The 18,967-nt window shown below is 69.0% G+C and carries 19 protein-coding genes and 3 pseudogenes; 13 read left to right on the forward strand and 9 right to left on the reverse strand.

Annotated elements, in window-relative coordinates; all coding sequences use genetic code 11:
* Positions 1-321 (forward strand): annotated as a pseudogene (locus tag IE302_RS34180) (thiamine pyrophosphate-dependent enzyme); the annotation flags it as partial.
* Here IE302_RS34180 and IE302_RS34185 read toward each other — a convergent pair.
* Positions 244-855: pseudogene (locus tag IE302_RS34185) on the reverse strand (alpha/beta hydrolase); the annotation flags it as partial. The pseudogenes IE302_RS34180 and IE302_RS34185 sit on opposite strands and share 78 nt — an antisense overlap.
* A gap of 176 nt (positions 856-1,031) precedes the next feature.
* A complete protein-coding gene (locus IE302_RS34190; RefSeq protein ID WP_229908094.1) occupies positions 1,032-1,973 on the reverse strand; it encodes a DMT family transporter in 942 nt (313 codons plus the stop codon).
* Positions 1,974-2,126: 153 nt separating this feature from the next.
* Here IE302_RS34190 and IE302_RS34195 point away from each other — a divergent pair, with 153 nt between their 5' ends.
* From IE302_RS34195 to IE302_RS34205, 3 genes are read left to right on the forward strand one after another with little or no spacing between them, the layout of a single operon-like run.
* The gene (locus IE302_RS34195; protein ID WP_191258592.1) at positions 2,127-3,311 is read left to right on the forward strand and encodes a glycosyltransferase family 4 protein; all 1,185 of its coding nucleotides are present in this window, start codon (positions 2,127-2,129) and stop codon (positions 3,309-3,311) included.
* Between the two features lie 18 nt (positions 3,312-3,329).
* Positions 3,330-4,097, forward strand: a complete 768-nt coding sequence (locus tag IE302_RS34200; protein ID WP_191258593.1) for a class II aldolase/adducin family protein — start codon at positions 3,330-3,332, stop codon at positions 4,095-4,097.
* Between the two features lie 35 nt (positions 4,098-4,132).
* Positions 4,133-4,561 (forward strand): NUDIX domain-containing protein, encoded by a 429-nt coding sequence (locus IE302_RS34205; protein WP_191258594.1) that lies wholly within the window; start codon positions 4,133-4,135, stop codon positions 4,559-4,561.
* Here the strand turns inward: IE302_RS34205 and IE302_RS34210 are convergent.
* Complete coding sequence (locus tag IE302_RS34210; protein WP_191258595.1) at positions 4,519-5,592, reverse strand: class I SAM-dependent methyltransferase; 1,074 nt, start codon at positions 5,590-5,592, stop codon at positions 4,519-4,521. The two genes, IE302_RS34205 and IE302_RS34210, sit on opposite strands and share 43 nt — an antisense overlap.
* 303 nt (positions 5,593-5,895) lie before the next feature.
* On the opposite strand from IE302_RS34210, the gene IE302_RS34215 reads away from it, so the two are divergent.
* Complete coding sequence (locus IE302_RS34215) at positions 5,896-6,678, forward strand: AfsR/SARP family transcriptional regulator (protein WP_191258596.1); 783 nt, start codon at positions 5,896-5,898, stop codon at positions 6,676-6,678.
* Here the strand turns inward: IE302_RS34215 and IE302_RS34220 are convergent.
* From IE302_RS34220 to serC, 6 genes are read right to left on the reverse strand one after another with little or no spacing between them, the layout of a single operon-like run.
* On the reverse strand, positions 6,600-7,850 hold the full coding sequence (locus IE302_RS34220; RefSeq protein WP_191258597.1) for an MFS transporter: 1,251 nt from the start codon (positions 7,848-7,850) through the stop codon (positions 6,600-6,602). The two genes, IE302_RS34215 and IE302_RS34220, sit on opposite strands and share 79 nt — an antisense overlap.
* Positions 7,840-8,544 (reverse strand): HAD family hydrolase, encoded by a 705-nt coding sequence (locus IE302_RS34225; protein ID WP_191258598.1) that lies wholly within the window; start codon positions 8,542-8,544, stop codon positions 7,840-7,842. Before IE302_RS34225 ends, IE302_RS34220 begins: the two co-directional genes overlap by 11 nt.
* Positions 8,541-9,053 carry an NUDIX domain-containing protein gene (locus tag IE302_RS34230; protein ID WP_191258599.1) on the reverse strand — a complete coding sequence of 171 codons (513 nt, stop codon included), beginning with the start codon at positions 9,051-9,053 and terminating at the stop codon, positions 8,541-8,543. The genes IE302_RS34225 and IE302_RS34230 overlap by 4 nt, the downstream gene beginning before the upstream one ends.
* Positions 9,046-9,816, reverse strand: coding sequence for a class II aldolase/adducin family protein (locus tag IE302_RS34235; protein WP_191258600.1), 771 nt, complete (start codon positions 9,814-9,816; stop codon positions 9,046-9,048). Before IE302_RS34235 ends, IE302_RS34230 begins: the two co-directional genes overlap by 8 nt.
* A 37-nt stretch (positions 9,817-9,853) precedes the next feature.
* Positions 9,854-11,008: an NAD(P)/FAD-dependent oxidoreductase gene (locus IE302_RS34240; RefSeq protein ID WP_191258601.1), complete on the reverse strand. Its 1,155-nt coding sequence runs from the start codon at positions 11,006-11,008 to the stop codon at positions 9,854-9,856.
* On the reverse strand, positions 11,001-12,164 hold the full coding sequence (gene serC / locus IE302_RS34245) for a phosphoserine transaminase (protein WP_229908095.1): 1,164 nt from the start codon (positions 12,162-12,164) through the stop codon (positions 11,001-11,003). Before serC ends, IE302_RS34240 begins: the two co-directional genes overlap by 8 nt.
* 195 nt (positions 12,165-12,359) lie before the next feature.
* On the opposite strand from serC, the gene IE302_RS34250 reads away from it, so the two are divergent.
* The 8 genes and pseudogenes from IE302_RS34250 to IE302_RS34285 all read left to right on the forward strand — a co-directional run bounded on the left by IE302_RS34250 (position 12,360) and on the right by IE302_RS34285 (position 18,936).
* Positions 12,360-13,694: a UDP-glucose dehydrogenase family protein gene (locus IE302_RS34250; RefSeq protein WP_191258602.1), complete on the forward strand. Its 1,335-nt coding sequence runs from the start codon at positions 12,360-12,362 to the stop codon at positions 13,692-13,694.
* A 101-nt stretch (positions 13,695-13,795) separates the two neighbouring features.
* Positions 13,796-14,035 (forward strand): annotated as a pseudogene (locus IE302_RS42900) (aldo/keto reductase); the annotation flags it as partial.
* 201 nt (positions 14,036-14,236) lie between these two features.
* On the forward strand, positions 14,237-15,040 hold the full coding sequence (locus IE302_RS34260; RefSeq protein WP_191258603.1) for a metallophosphoesterase: 804 nt from the start codon (positions 14,237-14,239) through the stop codon (positions 15,038-15,040).
* 120 nt (positions 15,041-15,160) lie between these two features.
* Positions 15,161-15,706 carry a YbaB/EbfC family nucleoid-associated protein gene (locus tag IE302_RS34265; protein ID WP_191258604.1) on the forward strand — a complete coding sequence of 182 codons (546 nt, stop codon included), beginning with the start codon at positions 15,161-15,163 and terminating at the stop codon, positions 15,704-15,706.
* A 15-nt stretch (positions 15,707-15,721) separates the two neighbouring features.
* Positions 15,722-16,057: a hypothetical protein gene (locus IE302_RS34270; RefSeq protein WP_191258605.1), complete on the forward strand. Its 336-nt coding sequence runs from the start codon at positions 15,722-15,724 to the stop codon at positions 16,055-16,057.
* Positions 16,054-17,337 carry a WXG100-like domain-containing protein gene (locus IE302_RS34275; RefSeq protein ID WP_191258606.1) on the forward strand — a complete coding sequence of 428 codons (1,284 nt, stop codon included), beginning with the start codon at positions 16,054-16,056 and terminating at the stop codon, positions 17,335-17,337. Before IE302_RS34270 ends, IE302_RS34275 begins: the two co-directional genes overlap by 4 nt.
* A 165-nt stretch (positions 17,338-17,502) precedes the next feature.
* On the forward strand, positions 17,503-18,093 hold the full coding sequence (locus IE302_RS34280) for a TetR/AcrR family transcriptional regulator (RefSeq protein ID WP_229908097.1): 591 nt from the start codon (positions 17,503-17,505) through the stop codon (positions 18,091-18,093).
* A gap of 108 nt (positions 18,094-18,201) precedes the next feature.
* On the forward strand, positions 18,202-18,936 hold the full coding sequence (locus tag IE302_RS34285) for an SDR family NAD(P)-dependent oxidoreductase (protein ID WP_191258608.1): 735 nt from the start codon (positions 18,202-18,204) through the stop codon (positions 18,934-18,936).
* Positions 18,937-18,967: the final 31 nt, after the last annotated feature.

An 18,967-nucleotide genomic window follows, 5' to 3' on the forward strand; every position in this document is an offset into this window, starting at 1 on the left:
TACCTGAACACCTACGGCATGCACTCGATCCACGGCCGCGCGCCGTCGATCGCGACCGGTCTCGCGACCGCGCGGCCGGACCTGTCGGTGTGGGTCGTCACCGGCGACGGCGACGCGCTGTCCATCGGCGGCAACCACCTGATCCACGCGTTGCGGCGCAACGTGAACATCAAGATCCTGCTGTTCAACAACCGGATCTACGGCCTCACCAAGGGCCAGTACTCGCCGACGTCCGGGCCGGGCATGGTCACGAAGTCCACCCCGATGGGCTCGGTCGACACCCCGTTCAACGCGCTCGGCGATGTACTCGGTGTTACGGCGCAAGATCGTCCTGAATGTGCTGTAGGAGATGTGTTTGAGATCGGCGACCGCGTCGTCGGGTACGTCCACCGGGCGAGCGGCCGTTGCCCCGATTCCCTTGCGAATGACCGCGTCCGAACGCCTCGGCCAGATCAGCGGGCCGAACGGCGGGCTCAGCAGGAGCCGAAGGATCAGCGGCTGGGAAAGCAGTGCGCCGGGATGCGGACCGCAGCTGATCAGCGCGACCGACCGCACCAGATCGGGGCGCTGTTCGGCGAGGGCGGTGGCGACGTAGCCGCCGCTGGAGTGCCCGACGACGGTGACAGCGCTGAGGCCGAGGTCGTCGAGTACCGCGGCCACCCGGCTCGCCTGCGCGGGTACGTCGTAAGGCGGTGAAGGTGGGGATTGGCCACAGCCTGGAAGGTCGACCCGGATGACGTGGTGGTGACCGGCAAGGGCCGGGACCACCGGGCTCCACGAGGCACCCGAAGCACCCGATCCGTGGATGAGCAACAGCGACGGCGCCCGCCGCGGGCCGGCAAGCACACGGCCCATGCGTGGCGCCGCAGTTGACGGCGTAGCGGCTTACCTGCCCGACGATGACGCGGACGTCTACGACATCACCGACTCCGCCATCGGAGCGGACGCGATGGTGGCGGAAGCACGACCTCGCGACGCCGCAGTCACTGCTGGCGCCCAATCGAACTCGGACCCGCATCAACTCTGGTAGCTCACTGCGGCGCGGGTTCCTTCGAGTGACGTCCCAGGCTGCCGATCGCGGCCATGATCAGGACGACGCCCACGACACCGGCCACCGTCAGCCGCTCCCCCAGGAAGACGACGGCGATCACGACCGCGGTGACCGGCTCGAGCAGGGTCGCGACCACCGCAGCGCCGCTGGGTGTGGTCCGCAGGCCGGTGAACAGCAGCGCGTAGGCGAGCGCCATCGTCACCGCTCCGAGGTAGCCGATCAGTGCCCACGAGCCGATGTCGGTGGTCCAGACCCCGTCGCCGCTCGCCAGGGGCACGATCAGTCCGGCGGGAACGAGGACCATCGCGGCGACGGAGGTGGTCGTCGTGGTCATGGTCAACGTGTCGAGCCGCAGTGACAGCGGCGCGGCGGCTTCGGCGGAAAAGGCGTAGGCGGTTCCGGAGGCGAGTGCGGCGAACACTCCCAGAACCGGGTGCGGCGCTTCGCCGCCAGGGCTGCTGACGAGCAGAAGTCCTGCCACGGCGACCGTGATCGTGAGGAACTGGCCGACGGAAGGACGGCGACGACGCCGGACGCTTCCGGCGATCAGCAACAGCACCGGCGCGAACCCGAGACACACCACGGTGGTGACGCTCACCCCGGTCCACAGGACCGCCACGAAGAAGAAAAGCTGGAAGAGCGCCGTCGAGACCCCGACCGCGGTCACACGCCGCCAATGCCGCAGGCCGAGCCGCAGGCATTCGCGCAACCGGCGCATCGCGGCGGCAGCGATCACCAGGACGGCAACGGCGACGAAAGCGCGGTACCCGCCGATGGTCATCGGCGAGAGACCCGAGGCGTCGTGTACGACCGGGATCGCCGGACCGATCGTGCCCCAGAGCACGCCGGCCGCACACACCAGGACCAGCCCTCTCATCTGACCGGCGGGCGCTTGACCAGGCCTGGTTTCCGTTGATGCCACACCGGCAGCATGTCAAACGGACTCAAGACCGGCCGGGGCAGCGCCCCTTCCCCTTTCGGTCCACAGTGGACATATGGCCTCGCCGCGGGAATTATAGGATCTTTGTGGTGTTCGCGTGGGCCTGCTGTGGATCCGGTTGGCAGAGTGAGCCCAATGGCCAGTCGATGGTTTCCTCGATCACCCGCGAGCCAGGCGCCTTTGCGGCGTGTGGTGCTGACCTGGCTGACGACGGCGTCCGGCGGCGCGGAGCGTTCGACAGTCGAACTGGCCCGAGGTCTTCGCGCGCTGCTGGGGATCGAGGTCGTCGTCATCTGGTGGGACGGCGCCGGTGCCCCCGCGCCCGATCCGCGAGGTGTCCGGGTCCGGCAGGTAGCGGATTACGACGCCTACGAACGGGTGCTGCGCGCCGAACTCGGTGAAGATCCGGGCGGAACGGTGCTCATCGGTGCGCACCGGACGGCGATGGTCGACATCGTGACGGCGGAATCGTTCGCCGTGCCGGTCGTCTCGGTACTGCGGGGAATCCTGGTGGCGGATCAGCGCCTGCGCACGGTCGATGCCCGGGTCCGGCGGCTGGTCCCCCGGCTCCCCGGCGAACTCGACTGGGACGTGCTCTCCCGCGCGAGCCGCTGGGTCGGTGTCAGCCGGGCCGCGACGACCAGCATCCGGGAACTGGCCGGGAAACCGCTCGACGCGATCACCATTCACAACGCCGTCCGCCTCGGCCTGTACCGAGGACCGCGGAATCCGTCTTCGCCACGCAGGTTCGCGGTGGTCGCCCGAGCCGAGCCGTGGAAACTGATCGACAGGGTGATCCGGGCCTTCGCGCTGCTGCCGGACGATCTGGCCGCGCACGCGCGGCTCGACATCTACGGGACCGGTTCGGCGTTACCGGAGCTGCGGCGGCTGGCTGAGGGGCTCCGTTCCAGCCGCGACATCCACTTTTGGGGCGAGGTTCCGGATCACCGCTGGCTGGCCGCCGCCGACGTCCTCGTCGCCGCCTGTGACATCGAGGGCTTCGGCCGGTCGGTCCTCGAAGCGGGCGGTGCCGGGATCCCGCAGATCGTGCCGGATCGGGGAGGCAGCACGGAACTCGTGCTACCTGGGGTCACCGGCCTCGTCTATCCCGCCGACGATCCCGACGGACTCACCTCCGCGCTGGCCGAAGCCGCCGCCTGGTCAGCGGTCAGGCTCGAGGCCCTGGGCAGCCGCGCCCGGCTCAACGCCCGATCGTTCTCCCAGACCCGCTGCTTCCTCGCCTACGCCCGGCTCGCGCGACAGGTTCGCGCGGAGAACCGGACCTTCCCGCAGCTGTCGGTACCCGACCGGACGGCATAGATCGAAAGGATCACCAGAATGGGTCACGAAGCCGAACGTAACCACATCATCCGGGCCGTCAGCGACATGACCCGCTGGGGGACCCTGGACCCGGCAGGCGGTTCGGTCAGCGTCCGGGCAGGCACCGGGAACATCGTCAGCACCACCGCGAGTTCCGCGTTCGTCCGGTGGGACATCACCGCCCGCAACCTCATGGTCTACGGACCCGAGGGGGCGATCGTCGAACGCGCCACGGATCTCGCGCCCCCGGACGCGCCGCTGCATCTGGCGATCTACCGGGAATTCCCGGACTGCAACGCGATCGTGCACTCCCACGCGCCGTACAGCCTGGCATTCGCCTCACTCGGCCTTGGCGTGCCTTCCTGCACGAACAAGCTCGACACGATGGGTGAGGTGCCCTGCTTCACCTCCGATGACCCCTCGGTCAAGGAAGACGTCCTCGCCGGACGGGTGACCATCGACGTTGCCGAATGCATGGGGTCGCGCCCGGACGTGATCGCGGGCTACGTTCACACGGTGAACCCGCAGATGCTGGAGCATTTCGGCCCCCGCGCGGCCGAACTGAACCGGCACGGCCTCGGCTTCGTGGTCTACCGGCACGGTGTCTTCGTCTTCGCCCGCCACCTGGACGAGGCCGTCGAGAACCTGACGCGGATCGAGGTCAGCGCCCGGACCGCGTTGTTCCAGGCCACCCTGCACGGCGGGATCAGCGGGATCAAACCCGACGTGTTGCACCACCCCGGCGCCGCCTTGGCGGACGGCGTGTACTCGGGAAACAGCCGCTGAGCACGCGACAGGGCAAGAGAGGTGCGTCCGCGGGCATGCTCTTCGACGACCGCGGGCGCATTCTCGTCGTCAAACCCACCTACAAACCGGGCTGGGGGCTGCCGGGCGGGGTGATCGAGGAGGGCGAATCTCCGCTCGCGGCGTGCGAGCGGGAACTGCGTGAAGAACTCGGCATCGCGCCGGTGCTCGGCCCGCTCGCCGGGGTCGACTGGATACCGCCGCGGGACGGCCGCGACGACGCGAACGTGTTCGTCTTCGACGGCCGGATCCCGGACGAGCTGGTCCCCGCGATCCGGCTCCCCGCCGACGAGCTGTCGGACTGCCGGTTCGTCGACATGCCCGGCTTCCGGGAACTGATGGCCCCGCATATCGCCCGGCGGATAGCGGCCTGCCGCCGGGCGCGTGACGCGGGCCTGGTGGCCTACTTGGAATTCGGCCGCGAGATGCTGCCAGGCGCGTTCTGATCCGCCGTCCCGCGGAAGGCGAGCCAGCCGAAGCAGCCGAACCAGAATTCGCGCTCCAGCTCGAAACCCGCCACCCCGGCCTCGGCGATCACCTGTGCGCGGGTACGGGGACGCGCGGCCGGGCTTCTTTGCGCGTAACGGAGATCGACCAGTTCCTGGTCGTAGCTGCCGGTGCGGAAATACGCCATCGCCAAGCACACCACGCCGCCGGGCCGCACCAGCCGCGCCATGCTCTGCCACAGCGGCGCCGGATCCCGCAGATAGTGATAGGCGCCGACCAGCATCGCACCGTCGAAACGCCGCGCCTCGGAAAGCGCGAGGGGTTCTTCCAGATCTCCTTGGACGACGTGGATCCGAGGGTTGCCGGCGGTCCGTTCGGCCGAGACCCGGACGAAATCGGGGCTGACCTCCACCCCGACGAGCCGGCCCTGGGTTCCGCCGTTCGCGTGACGCGCGAGTTCCAGCAGCCCCAATCCGGTCCCGGATGCGAGATCGAGCAAATCGGCGCCCGCGGAAACCAGGGTGCGCACCGAGCACAATCGCGCGTACCGATAATACGGGAGCAGCATTCCCTGATCCCAGAGGTCGGCGTTCGAGGCGTCGAAACCCGACAGCGCCTGCTTTTCCACACGGGTCAGCGATGCCACCACGCGACCGAAACTCCCGCTGTATCCGAGTTCCCGGTAACTCGATTTTCCGGTGGCCAGCCGGATCAGCTCGTCGTCGATCGATCGCGATGGACGGTAATCGGTCACCGCGGCGAACCGCGCGGGCCGATCGCCGACACGGCGGACCGCTCCGCACCTGGTCAGCGCTTCGAGAAGCAGTTCGGCCACCACTGTTTTGCCTGGTACGACCCCGTGCCGGGCCACGAACTGCGCAACGGTCACCGGGGTACCGAGTGCGTCCAGAACCCCGTTCTCCACGGCCGCGTGATAGACGAACTCGTATCCGGAGCGCCGATATTCCAGGTAGGCGGCCGCCATCCGCTCCGGCGGGATGCGCAGAAGTTCCTCATCGGTGAAGTTCACGACACACCTCTCCGCGAGAAGATTTCGCAATGAATACCTCGATGGTCATCTTACGTCATTTCGAACGATTCGGAGATTCATTCCAACTCCGGGTTCCGGACATATTCGGCGAGGAGTACCGATTACGCCATCGGCGCGCGGTACGACTCGAACCGGAGGGCCATCCGGTCGACAGCGGTAGCCTGGATGCGTTGCACGAACCCCGACGTTGTGACACTCTGACTAAAAGTGTCACAACGTGAACGCGCAGTTGTCAGTTCGATCCCCGGGGCGGCTCCCCGGGGGCCTTGGGGGGCATGACCAATGGATTTCCGTGTTCTGGGTCCCGTCGAAGCCGGCCCGACGACCTGGGCAGGCGGCCTCGGCACGCCGAAGCAACGAGCGCTGCTGAGCGTATTGCTGCTCAACGCCAACCACATCGTCTCGGTGAACCGTCTCACCGGGATGCTGTGGGACGGCCCGGCTCCACGCTCGGCGACGGCGAACGTCTACAGCTATGTCGCCGGTGTCCGCCGCTTGCTGGAGTCCGCCGGCGACGCCGGGCGGGACAGGCTGATCACCAGGATGCCCGGGTACCTGTTGCGAGTGCGCTCCGACGAACTCGACCTGTCCGTCTTCGACCGGCTCACGACGCAGGGCCGGGCCGCGCTGCGGCGATCCGAGCACGAACTCGCCGCCGAGTGCCTGAGCAGCGCTTTGGCTCTGTGGAGGGGAAAACCGCTCGAAGACGTCCGCGTCACCCCCGCGCTGGTGGCGCCCATCACCGCATTGGAAGGCCGCCGGATCGACGCGCTGAACGACCTCGTCCAGGCACGGCTCCGGCTGGGACAGCACAAGGAGGTGGTGGGTGAACTTCGTGAGCTGGTCACGGCTTCCCCGATCTCGGAACTCACCTGGTCGCAGTACATGTTCGCGCTGTACAGATCCGGGCGCAAAGGCGAGGCGCTGGGCGCGTATCTGGACGCGCGGCGGAACCTGGTCTCGCAGACCGGGGTGGAACCCTCCACCTACCTGCGCCGGGTCCACCAGGCCATCCTCGCCGACGCGCCGTCCACCGAAGTACTCGCACACTGCTGGCGGGACTGACCTGTCCGTTCGACCGTCACCGGCAGCAGCGCCCCGCCGGCGAGCGGGGCGACCGCGATCACGGCGAACGCCCCCGCGTATCCGGCGCTGCCGATGACCGCACTCAGCGCCACCGGGCCGAGCGTGGTCACCAAGCCCTGCAACGTGTGCTGCACTCCCAGTGCCCGCCCCAGCCGGGCCCGCGCGGCGAATCCGGCGACGGCCGTGGAGGCCAACCCGTAGCCGGTGACCGTCGAGACGCAGGCGAAGAGCACCATCACCGCGCCCAGCCAGGTCCCGGTCACCGCGCCGATCACGACGAGCGCCAGCACGACGGCGTTGCCGAAGGCGAAGATCCGCATCAACCCCATCGGGGCACCGAGGCGGTCCGCGAGGTGACCCGCCAGCGGCCGGGTGAGCACGGTGAGCAGGAGCGCCCCGCCGAGCAGCCATCCCGCCTGGTCCGGGCGCCAGCCCCGATCGTCGACGAGATAACTGACACTGAACGTGAGCAGCGCCGACTGCGGCAGAATCAGCAACGCGCAAGCCCCGTAGATCCGTCGCCACGGCACCTTCCCTGGTTCGCCGGACACCGCGTCCGCCGGGCCGACGTCCACCCTCGGCTGTCCGCCGAACAGCAGCACCGCCACCGCGGCCAGCAGGCAGAGTCCGGCCATCCCGAGCCAGACAGTCGCCAGGCCGTGGCGGGCAGCGACCCCCGGCACGATCGCCGCCGCCACGGCCGAACTGAGCGGTGTCGCGGTCTGGGTCAGACCGAGGGCCAAGGCCCGCTGCCGCACCGGGAACCGCCGCACCACCGCCTGCCCGCTCGGCGCGTACACAGAACTCGCGGTCATCCCGACGAGGGCGAAGACGGCGAACAGGGCAGCGACGCCGTCGGTGGCCGCGGCCACGCAGAGGAACACGGCGCACAGGGTCAGGCCGCACGTCATGGCGCACCGTTCACCGAAGCGGTCGGCGAACAGTCCCCAGCCCAGCATCGCCACGGTCAGTCCGCCATTGGCGACCCCGACCAGTGCGCCCCCCAGTGCCAGCGACATCCCGGTCGTTGCCCGCAAAGCAGGCAGTACCAAGGAAAGCTGGAACACCGCGGTGGCACCGACCGCCCAGGCGATCAGGCTCACCGAGAGCAGCACCCAGCGGTTCGGGGCACGGACGTCGTCAGCGCCCATGAGCGCGCACCCACGCGGCCAGGTCGCCGAGGCCACGCAGATGTTCGTGCCTCCCCGGCGGATCGGGACAATCACGATGCGGGTCGAGGTGCAGGGGCCGGATACCGGCGGCGAGCGCGCCGTCCACGTCGATCCGGGCGGTGTCACCGACGTAGACGGTCCGTTCCGGTTCGGCGCCCAGTTCCCGCAGCGCGAGGTGGAAGATTCCGGGATCCGGTTTCGCGACGCCGACCAGCGCGGAGTCGATCACGAGGGACACCGGGGTCCCGGCGCCCGGCCCCACCTGGCAGATGCCCGCCCGCCGCAGCTGCTCGGCCACCAACCCGACCGAATTGGACACCACGCCGAGCGCGACCGGCAACGAACTCAACGAACGCAACGACTTCGCGGCTCCGGGGAGTTCGCGAGTCCACTTAGGACCGTCATAGGCGGCGGAGAGTTCGGCGATCACCCGCTCCGCCCGGTCGTCGTGGATCCCGCACGCCCGGGCGAACGCCTTCAGGTACGACAGGCGGTTCCGCGGCGGGAACCGGTCGTTCACCGCGGTGGCCGCGTAATGGGCGCGATCGATCAGGGCCAGGTCGGCTCGCGCCCCGCCGTCCCGCAGGCTCCGGAGCACGGCCTCGGCGGCCGGCATGATCAGCACACCCCCGGCGTCCAGCAGCACGGTGTCGACCGGTGCGCGGGGGCTCATTCCTTCGCCTCCGCGGAATCGCCGTACCAAGCCGGTTTCGTGGATTCTTCGTAATAGACCGTTCCGCCGCCGAGATAGCCCTCGACGCACGAGCGGACCCGGCGTTCGGTGTGCGGTTCCACCTCCGGCAGGTCCGACACCGGGAAGAAGCCGAATTCGGCGATCTCGCCGGGGTCCGGCACGATCGCCGCCAAGGCGGTCTCGGGCATCCGGCCGGCGAACACGAACAGGTTGGACGCCGCACGGCGCGGCCGGGGCGGGAACCACACCACCCCGACCAGCCGTTCGAGCACTGGGGTGAAACCCAGTTCCTCCCGCACCTCGCGCACGCACGCCGCCATCGGGGACTCCCCGGACTCGATCACGCCTCCCGGCAGGTCCCAGACCGGCTTGTACCCGGGCCGGACCAGGAGTACGCGGCCGGCGCCGTCGAGCTGCACCGCCCCGGCCGCGCCCCTGGTCCGGGCGAGTTGCGCGTAGTACGCGCTCTCGGCGGAGCCGTCAAACATCCGCGAGCTGCTGTTCGACGGCCAGTCCCGGTTTCGGGAAGAGCAGGTTGGGCTCGATCCCGGCCAGCCCGCCACGCAGGATCGCCTGGAAGACCGCCGTCCGGGCGCTCATCTCGACCCTGGCCAGGTTCTCCACGGCCTCGGTCAGCCCACGGGCGAAGGTGAAGGCGCCGTGGCGGTACAGGACGCACGCGAGGCCGTGCCGCTTGAGTTCGTCCGCCCGCGGACCCAGCTTCTCCTTCAGCTGCGGAATGAGCTGATAGGTGTCGACGGCCGCGATCTCCGGCCGCTGGGCGATGCCGTCGGGCAGCTTGACCTCGGGCCGCTCCGACTCGCCGCTGAGCACCCCGCCCTTCACCGCGGTGTCGTCGGCGATCAGGCAGGGCACCTCGCCCAAGGTGTCCAGCTGGTTGACGCAGGACGGGATGCCCATGCCCAGCGAGGCGAACGCGAGCACGTAGGCGCTGTGCGCGTGCACGATCGCGCGGCAGTCCGGGAACATCTCGTAGGCGGCCATGTGGATCAGCGCGCCCACCGGCGCCACTCCTCCGGTGCGTTCCCTCAGCTCGCCGGTCGCCGAGATCACCGTCATGTCACGCGGTGTCACCTTCCAGCGCGCGAAGGCCGAACCGGTGGAGGTGACGACGATGTCGCCGTTGTCGGCCCGCACGCTCAGACCGCCGCCGGTGGTCTCGATCAACCCCCAGCGGGCCATGTCGTTGATGCTCTCCACCAGCAGCTGCCGCTCGGCTTCGTACAACATGTTCTCTCCTTCGTCGTGGGTTTCCGGACCGGGAGGCTCAGCGGTGCAGGCGCGCCAGTTGTCCCGGGGTGGTGCTCTCCTTGCTCTGGAACCGTTCCCGCGGCCCCAGCCCGAATTCGGGCAGCGGCTGCTCGCGGCCCTCGATCAGGTCGACGGTGTACTCGCCGTACGCGGGCCCGAACTTGAACGCGTGCCCGCCCCCTCCGGCCAGCCAAGCGCCCTCCGAATCGGCCACCGGGGCGAGCAGGAAGTGCTGATCGGCGGTCAATTCGTATTGGCAGACGTGCCGGGACACCAGCGGCGCCTCCGCCAGCGCCGGGAACCGGTACCCCAGCGCCCGGCGGGCCGCCTTCTCCGCCTCCGGATCGGGACGGCGGTCGGCCAGGTCGGGATCGATGACCGGTGCGGCGCCGAGCGCGCCGCCGACCTTGAAACCGCTGTCGTCGACGTCCCCGGCCCCGTACGCGCCGCCGTCGACCCACACCGGCAGGCCCGGTGTGCGCCACCGCGGTTCGACGCCGAAGTAGAAGACGTTCTGCCGGACGGACTCGATGTCCACCAGCCGCGGGAACCAGCGGCCCAGCCACGGGCCGCAGGCCCAGATCGTCCGGTCGGCGCGCAGCACCTCGCCGTCCACGATCGCCCGGCCCCGCGCGTCCGGCCGGGCGAGGGCGATGCGCAGCCGGGCTCCCGCCCGCAGCGTCCGGCGCATCAGGGTCAGTACGCCCAGCCGGGCTCGCAACACTCCGCTGCTCGGCTCGTACAGCACGAATTCGAGGTCGTCGCAGCGCACGTCGGGGAAGAAGTCGCGGGCCGCTTCGGGTGCCAGCCGCTCGACCGGGAGGCCCAGCGCTTCGAGACCGCGGGCGCTCTGTTCCTCGAATTCGGCCTCCCCTCGGGCGAACCACACGACGCCGACGTTGTGGAACAGGTCGATTCCCTCCTCCGCCCCGATCTCCTGCCACAGTTCCCGGGCCCGCCAGGCCCGGCGGGTGTACCAGGCGTCGATGTCGCGGCCACCGCCGTAGGACAGCCGCAGTACCCGGGAGGTGTCGTGGCTGGAGCCACGCACGTGTCCCGGGGTGTACTGCTCGACGACGGTGACCGACCATCCTCGGTGGACAAGGCTGTGCGCGATGGACGCGCCGACGATCCCGGCACCGACCACCACCGCGGTGGGTGCGTCAGGCATGGGCTCTCCTTTCCCGCCCGGCGGTGTCGCCGAGCTGTGCGATCGCGTGGTCGATACAGGACAGGAGCGCTTCGGCGTCGGCGATGTCGATCGCCGGGAACATTCCGACGCGGATCTGGTTCCGGCCGAAGCTGCGATGGGGTTCCAGGTCGAGGATTCCGTGCGCTCGCAGCCCGGCGACCATCGCCGTCGCGTCGACGTGCCCGGCGAACTCGACGGTCGCGACCACCGGCGAGCGCTGGGCCGGGTCGGCGACGAACGGTGCCGCGTAGGGCGAATCCTCGGCCCAGCCGTAGACCAGCTCGGCCGTTTTCGCCGCCTTGGCCGCGGCGGCGGCCAGCCCGCCGAGACCGAGCAGCCAGTCGATCTGCTCGGCGAACAGGAACAGCGACGCCACCGAAGGGGTGTTGAAAGTGAGGTCCCGCGCCGAATGGTCGAGGGCTGCGGGCAGGCTGAAGAACTCGGGGATGTACCGGCCGCTCGCCGCGATCTCCTCGGCGCGGGCCACCGCAGCCGGGGACATCAGCGCGATCCACAGCCCGCCGTCGGCGCCGAAGCACTTCTGTGGAGCGAAATAGTAGACGTCGAACGCTTCCGGCCGCACGAGCATGCCGCCCGCGGCGCTGGTCCCGTCGACCAGCACCAGGCCCTCGGCGCCGGGCACCCGGCGGATCGGCATGGCCACGCCGGTCGAGGTCTCGTTCTGCGTGAGCGCGTAGGCGTCGACGTCCGGCTCCGCGCGCGGTTCCGGATGGGTTCCGGGCGGGCTCTCGATCACCGAAGGCTCGGCGAGCCAGGGCGTGCCTCTGTCAACCGAGGTGAACCGGCCGGAGAACTCGCCGAAGGACAGGTGCTGGGCGCGGCTCCGGACGAGTCCGTAGGTGGCGATGTTCCAGAAGGCCGTGCCACCTCCGTTGCCGAGCACCACCTGGTAGTCCTCGGGCAGGGCGAACAGCTCCCGCAGCCCGGCGCGGACCCGGCCGAGCAACGCGCGCACCGAGCCGCGCCGGTACGAGGTTCCCAGGAAATCCGCGCCGCGCGAGGCGAGCGCGGCCAGTTGTTCGGGCCGCACTTTCGCCGGGCCGCAGCCGAATCTCCCGTCGGCGGGCAAAAGGCCGTCCGGAAGGCTGAAATCCACCACTCGATCGTCAGGCACAAGACCGGATCGTAGAGCCTTTCCACGCACGTCGACGTTCACCGGAGCTTCCCTGTGGGACATTTGTGGGACGCCTATGGAAATCGTGTGGAACTGCGAAAAAGGGTCGATCATCGGCGGATTTCGGGTTGACCTCGGCAAGCGGGACGAAGCAATATCGGACCGGCAACCCAGGCCACCGAGGGGACACCAGTCATGCGAATAACCGTTCTCGGGACCGGCTATCTGGGTGCCACGCACGCGGCCTGCATGGCCGAAATGGGATTCGAAGTACTCGGTATGGACACCGATCCGGAGAAGATTTCCGCGCTCTCAGCCGGAACACCCCCGTTCTACGAGCCGGGCCTCGAGCCTCTCGTCCGCCGTCATCTGAGATCCGGCAGGCTCAGATTCACTTCCTCGTACAGTGAGGTAGAAAAGTTCGCCGCCGGCGCACTCACCCTGCATTTCCTCTGCGTCGGAACGCCGGAGAAGAAGACCGACAGGGCGGCCGATCTCCGTTTTCTCGAAGAGGCGATCGACCGGTTGGCCGTCGTCCTGCGCGGGCCGAGCCTGGTGGTCGGGAAATCGACGGTCCCGGTCGGCACCGCGGAACGGCTCGCTCGCCGACTGAACGCACACGCGCCCGCCGGTGCGCACGTCGAACTGGCCTGGAATCCGGAGTTCCTGCGCGAGGGTTTCGCCATCGGCGACACGCTCGACCCGGCGCGGCTCGTCTTCGGCGTGAGTTCCCCGCGTGCCGAATCGCTGCTGCGCGAGGTGTACCGGATCCCGCTCGGCCGCGGCGTGCCGCTCGTGGTCACCGATCTGCCCACGGCGGAACTGGTCAAGGTGTCCGCCAACGCGTTCCTGGCCACCAAGATCTCGTTCATCAACGCCATGGCCGAGGTCTGCGAGAGCACCGGTGCCGACGTCACCCACCTGGCCCGCGCGCTCGCCCACGATCCGCGCATCGGCGGGCAGTACCTGCTTCCCGGCCTCGGTTTCGGCGGCGGCTGCCTGCCCAAGGACCTCCGGGCCTTCCGGGTCCGCGCCGGCGAACTCGGCATCGGTCACACCTTGGGTTTCCTGCGCGAGGTCGACGCCGTCAACCTCCGTCGACGACGCCGGATGGTCGACCTCACCCGCGAGCGGTGCGGCGGTTCCTTCCGCGGCAAACGGGTCGCCGTCTGGGGCGCGGCGTTCAAACCCGGCTCGGACGACATCCGCGATTCGCCCGCGCTCAGTGTCGCCGCGTCCATCCAGCTCCAAGGCGCCGAGGTGACCGTGTACGACCCGAAGGCCGCGGACAACGCGTACAAGAGTTTCCCGAACCTCACCTTCGCGAGTTCCGCGCTGGAGGCGGCGATCGGTGCCGACGTGCTCCTGCATCTCACCGAATGGCAGGAGTTCCGTGAACTCGACCCGGCGGTGATCGGCGCCGTGGTCACCACGCGCCAGGTCGTCGACGGCCGCAACACCCTGGACGCGCGGCGGTGGCAAGAGGCGGGCTGGAGTTTTCACGCGCTCGGGCGTCCCGCCCGCCGATGACCAGGGCCCTGGAGTGTTTCCCCTGTCCCCGCCGGTCGTCCGGCTTGGCTTGGAGCGCGCTCCAGGTCCTAGCGTCGGAGGCGTTCGTCAGCCGTTGAGGTATCGAGGAGACCGTCGGGGCGATGGCCGAGCTGGTCGAGGCGGGCGAGGTCCGTCATCTGGGCCTGTCCGGGGTCGACGGCGAGCTGCTGCGACGGGCGCACGCGGTGCACCCGATCACCGCGGTGCAGAGCGAGTACTCGCTGTGGACCCGCGACGTCGAGACGGTCACCCCGGTGCTGGCCGAGCTGGGAGTCGGGCTCGTGCCGTACTCGCCGCTGGGGCGGGGGTTCCTGACCGGCACCCTGGACCACTCCACACTGGGCTAGAAGGACTTCCGGCGCACCGAAGCACTGTCCGCGCTGGACCCGCTGAGCGACCAGGTGACAGGCGAGCGCTACACCCCCGCGCACACCGCTGAGGTCGCGCGGGGTTAGCGCCCGCGGGCCGTTCGGCCCGAGAGTCCGTACGCTGGATCCTGTCGGCTGTCTCTGGGGGTGGTCATGGGAAGAGTCGCCATCATCGGTGATGTCGGCGGGCACCCGGTTCAATTGCGCCGGGCCTTGGCCTGGCTCGGTGCCTCCGAAGGGGAACTTCCACCGGATCTGACCGTGATCCAGGTGGGCGATCTCGTCGATCGCGGCCCGGACAGCGCGGGAGTGCTCGACATCGTGGCGAAGTTGCTGGACGGGCGGCGCTGGATCCAGCTCGCGGGAAACCACGAGACGCAGTACTTGCCGGGCGGGGCCGTCTTCTGGCGCGAACCTCTCGCGGAGGGCGACGTGGCTCGGCTGCGGCAGTGGTGGGCCGATGGGCGGTTGCGTGTGGCCGAAACCGTCCGTACCGCAGCGGGCGAGGAACTACTGGTCACTCACGCGGGCTTGACGCTCGCCTGCTGGCAACGGCTGGGAGAACCGATGTCGGCGACCGCGGCCGCGGAGTCGCTCAACGAGCGTCCGGAGTTGATCTGGGAAATCGGTGCACACGGCCGCGACGGCAATGCGGGTCCGCTGTGGGCCGAATCGGGCGCGGCGCTGCACGAACCCTGGATGGGCTATCGCGGTGTCGTACCCTTCGGCCAGATCCACGGGCACTCCACGGTCGCGCGGTTCGCCGATCGAACCTGGCGGTGCGCCGGGCGGGTCCGGCAACGCGCGGCGGTCGATTGGCAAGCCCGCCACGTTCACGTGCGTGTCGGAGGACGCGTGTTCACCGGCGTCGACCCGGGGCACGGCCGGACCGGCGCCGCCGATTGGCAACCGCTGGTCCTCGACGACGCCACCGTCACGACCCCGAGCCTGCGCTAGGACGATGGACTGACCTCGGGTCCGGGTCCCGTTCAGCAAAAGGCTCTGTTCAAGTCATCTGGCGTTCGAAGGGCACTGATTGACTCTGTCGCGTCGGCCACCTTCTCGCGACGAGGACAAATGACTCAGCCCGTATCCCCCGGCAGCGGCGACGGCGATCCGTTGGCCACATTCGCCGCCGAACTCGAGGGAATCCAGGCGAAGGCCGCAGCGGCGCAGGAACGCCTCCGGTCCGCCGTCGCCACCGTGCAGGCACCCGACGGAGCGGTCTCGGTGACCGTCGGCCCGAGCGGGGCCCTCCAAGACCTCAGATTCGGTGCCCGCGCGTACGAACGTTCCCCGCAGGCCCTGTCCGGTCTGGTGATGCAGCTGATCGGCCGCGCGCAGCAGAAGGTGTCGGCCGAGGTCGCCGAGGCCTTCGGCGGCTTGGTGGGCGAGAGCTCGGCCGCCCGCGAGCTGCTGGACGAGTTCCTGCCGGAACCCGGACAGGACAACGAACCGCCCCCGGACAACCGGAACGAGTTCCCGCCGGCACAGGACGCCGGACCGCGGCCGCCCTCGCCGCCGCACCGCCCGCCGACTCCCCCGCCGGCTCAGCAGGGCCAGCCACGCCGCCGTCCCCGGCCCGCTCAGGAAGAGGACGAAGGTGAAAGCAATCCTTGGTAGGACAGAGGAGTAACAGTGGTTTCCGGAGCAGGTTTCTCGGTCGACCCGGCCGAGTTGCGGAAGTTCAGCCGGTTCCTGTCGGACACCACGCAACCGGCGGTCCAGGACGCGGCGAACCGGATGCAGGCCGCCAACGGGTTCGACAACGCCGCGTTCGGGTTCCTGCTCGCACAGGCACTGGCCGTGCCCTCGCGGATCACCATGGCGACGATCACCGGTGAGATCGACAAACTCGTCGGCGACATCGGCAAATCCGCGGCCGACGTGAAGAAGGCGGCCGACATGTACGCGAATCAGGACGCGGACGCGGCCACGACCATCGGGACCTTCAAGACGGAGCTGGGCCAATGACCGTTCCCATCACCGGGGCGAACTCCACGACCGGCGCGGGTGTGTTCGACAGCTGGCATATGGTGGCCGATTCGATCGGCAAGGTCCAGACCGCCCACGGCGGCGACCTCGCCGCCGTGGGCGTGGAGCTGGGCGTCAACATCGTCAGTGCGGCGCTCGACACCGTCGCGTTCGTCATGGACCCGTTCGCGAAATTGGTCGCCGCCGGCCTCGGCTGGCTGATCGAGCACATCTCGTTCTTGAAGTGGCCACTGGACCAGGTCGCGGGCAATCCCGCGGAGGTCACGAAACTCGCCAACGAACTGCACAAGATCGGCGAAAGCCTGCGCAACACCGGCACCGGGCTCGACGAGACGCTCAAAGCGACCATCACCCAATGGGAGGGTGAAGGCCACGACAGCTTCATGAAGTCGATCAAGGACCGGAAAGGCTGGATCGACGCCAACGCCAAGGCCTCCGACGTCGCCGGCTACATGGTCGAAACCACCGGAGCCCTGATCGCGGCCGTCCGCACGCTGATCCGCGACATCATCACCACGATCCTCGGCGACATCATCGCCACCATGCTGATCGCCCTCGCGATGGCCGCGTTCACCTTCGGCGCGTCGATCGTCGTCGGGGTGGGCAAATGCGTCGTGACGGTCTCGGTTCAGGTAGCGGCGATGGTGGCCAAACTCGGCAAGGTCGTCGCCTACGCCGGGCGCACCCTCGCCCGGCTCACTCACCTGTCGAAACTGGTCAAGCCGAAGGCCGGCGCGAACCCGGCCCACGAGATGACCACCCGGCCCACGAACGTCCCGAACTTCTCGCGGCCGCTGCCGCCGGGTAACCGGCCCCCGGGACAGCAGCCACCGCCAGGCACCGCGATCAGCCACGACGGCCCGCCCGTTCCCGCGGGCGCCACCCCGAGCACCCGGCCACCCGGTGACGGAACCACACCGAACTTCTCGCGGCCGATGCCCAAGCCCGCGGATCCGCCGCCGCCGAAGTCCTACCTGAGCAACTACGACATCCCCATGATCAAGAAGCACGAGAACTGGCTGAAGACCAAGTTCGGGGACAGCTACGCGAAGATGAAATGGGTCGACGACTGGCTGAAGAGGAAAGCCCCCGACTACTACCCCATGCTGAAAGCCCTCTCCGACGCCAAGAGTTCGAAGAACTGGGTCGGCTGGGGCGGCAAGAGCATAGTCCAGGTCGACCGCGGCCTCACCGACATCCAATCGCAGGCAGAGGCCGCGTGGGCCGAGGAAGACAAGAAGCAACAGCAGCCGCACTAGGGTTTGCCTGGCGATTGTCGTAACGGGCCGCCGGGCCGTGTCCTTGCCTGATCCGTGCGGCCGTCGGACCGGACGGCGGCCTCGGCCACCAGCGCCATCACGTCGTCCGACGCTGCCGCTTCGCGAATTTGGACCGGACGGTCCACGATGGGTAGCATCGAGCCTGTGCCACGTCCACGTCAGTTCGATGAGCAGCGCGTGCTGGCAGCTGTGCAAGCGGCGTTTTGGGACAAGGGCTACGCGGGCACCTCACTCGAAGATCTCTTGGCGGCCAGCCGGCTGGGCAAGGGGAGTCTGTACGGGGCGTTCGGGGACAAGAAGAGCTTGTTCTTGCTTGTACTGCGCAAGTACGACGAGGCCAATGACCGAATGCTGCGTACGTGGCTCGAACAAGCCGATCGCGGTATCGATGTGATCCGGAACTTCGTGACCGGACCCGTGCGTGACCCCGATGGCGAACAGGCCCGCCGGGGTTGCCTGCTGGCAAACACGGCGATGGAACTCTCGGCGAGCGCCGCCGAGGTGGCCGCGGAGGCGCGCCGCAGCTACGCCTCGACCACGGACGCGCTGACCGACGCCATACGACGAGCGCAGCGCGAGGGCGACGTCGCACCTCACCTCGATCCGGACCTCACTGCCCGCGCGGTGCTGTCCGGTCAGCTCGGGCTGATCTTGCTCGGCCGAATCGGTCAGGACCCGGCCGCGTTGTCGGCCACGGCCACGGCTCTGCTCGACGGCTTGCTGCCTAAGCCCTGAAACCCCCTGCCGTAGTGGCGTGTGACACACCACCACGCGAGTTATTGACCGCGCGGTCCATAACGAAACATTATGGACCGCACAGTCAACAACCTGGATGGAGTCGTCATGAAGGTGCTGGAGGGCAGGGTCGCGGTCGTGACCGGCGCGAACGCGGGTATCGGGCTGGCGATCGCGCGGGCTTACCGTGCCGAGGGGGCACGGGTGTTCGTCGCCGGCCGTCGCCAGGACCAGCTCGACAAGGTCGAGGCCGATCTCGGCCCTGAGGTCACCGGTGTCCGCTGCGACGTGGGCCGGCTCGAGGACCTCGACGGGCTCTATGCGACCGTCGCCGAGCGGGCGGGTCATATTGACGTTCTGGTGGCCAATGCCGGGATCGGGATCGCCGCCCCGCTGGGTGAGATCACCGAAGAGCAGTTCGACGCCATGTTCACCACCAACGTCAAGGGCTCGCTGTTCACCGTGCAGAAGGCGTTGCCGTTGCTGTCGCCAGGGGCCTCGATCATCCTCACCGGGTCGACGGCGATTTCGCGCCCCCAGCCGTACCTGCCGGTGTACGGGGCGACCAAGGCCGCGATCCGCAACCTGGTTCGCGGGTTCGCCCACGACGCAGGGAAGCGTCGGTACCGGATCAACGTGCTCTCGCCCGGCGGTACCCGCACGCAGGGTTTGCAAGAGCTGGTCTCACCCGAGGAGCTCACCGCCGCCGGGGCGTCGGTGCCGCTCGGCCGACTGGCCGAACCCGACGAGATCGCCGCGGCGGCCGTCTTCCTCGCCTCGGACGCGTCCAGCTACGTCAACGGGTCCGAGCTCGCCGTGGACGGCGGCTTCGCGCAGATCTAACGCACGCCGGTGATCCATCGCGCCGGGTGGG

The organism is Amycolatopsis oliviviridis (genome assembly GCF_014654365.1).
GTDB classification, from domain to species: domain Bacteria; phylum Actinomycetota; class Actinomycetes; order Mycobacteriales; family Pseudonocardiaceae; genus Amycolatopsis; species Amycolatopsis oliviviridis.

Bases quoted from the DNA above. Each gene is read 5' to 3' on its own strand.
- IE302_RS34195 (WP_191258592.1), top strand. From the start codon at position 2,127: ATGGCCAGTCGATGGTTTCCTCGATCACCCGCGAGCCAGGCGCCTTTG.
- IE302_RS34200 (WP_191258593.1), top strand. From the start codon at position 3,330: ATGGGTCACGAAGCCGAACGTAACCACATCATCCGGGCCGTCAGCGAC.
- IE302_RS34205 (WP_191258594.1), top strand. From the start codon at position 4,133: ATGCTCTTCGACGACCGCGGGCGCATTCTCGTCGTCAAACCCACCTAC.
- IE302_RS34215 (WP_191258596.1), top strand. From the start codon at position 5,896: ATGGATTTCCGTGTTCTGGGTCCCGTCGAAGCCGGCCCGACGACCTGG.
- IE302_RS34220 (WP_191258597.1), bottom strand. From the start codon at position 7,850: ATGGGCGCTGACGACGTCCGTGCCCCGAACCGCTGGGTGCTGCTCTCG.
- IE302_RS34225 (WP_191258598.1), bottom strand. From the start codon at position 8,544: ATGAGCCCCCGCGCACCGGTCGACACCGTGCTGCTGGACGCCGGGGGT.
- IE302_RS34230 (WP_191258599.1), bottom strand. From the start codon at position 9,053: ATGTTTGACGGCTCCGCCGAGAGCGCGTACTACGCGCAACTCGCCCGG.
- IE302_RS34235 (WP_191258600.1), bottom strand. From the start codon at position 9,816: ATGTTGTACGAAGCCGAGCGGCAGCTGCTGGTGGAGAGCATCAACGAC.
- IE302_RS34240 (WP_191258601.1), bottom strand. From the start codon at position 11,008: ATGCCTGACGCACCCACCGCGGTGGTGGTCGGTGCCGGGATCGTCGGC.
- IE302_RS34250 (WP_191258602.1), top strand. From the start codon at position 12,360: ATGCGAATAACCGTTCTCGGGACCGGCTATCTGGGTGCCACGCACGCG.
- IE302_RS34260 (WP_191258603.1), top strand. From the start codon at position 14,237: ATGGGAAGAGTCGCCATCATCGGTGATGTCGGCGGGCACCCGGTTCAA.
- IE302_RS34265 (WP_191258604.1), top strand. From the start codon at position 15,161: ATGACTCAGCCCGTATCCCCCGGCAGCGGCGACGGCGATCCGTTGGCC.
- IE302_RS34275 (WP_191258606.1), top strand. From the start codon at position 16,054: ATGACCGTTCCCATCACCGGGGCGAACTCCACGACCGGCGCGGGTGTG.
- IE302_RS34285 (WP_191258608.1), top strand. From the start codon at position 18,202: ATGAAGGTGCTGGAGGGCAGGGTCGCGGTCGTGACCGGCGCGAACGCG.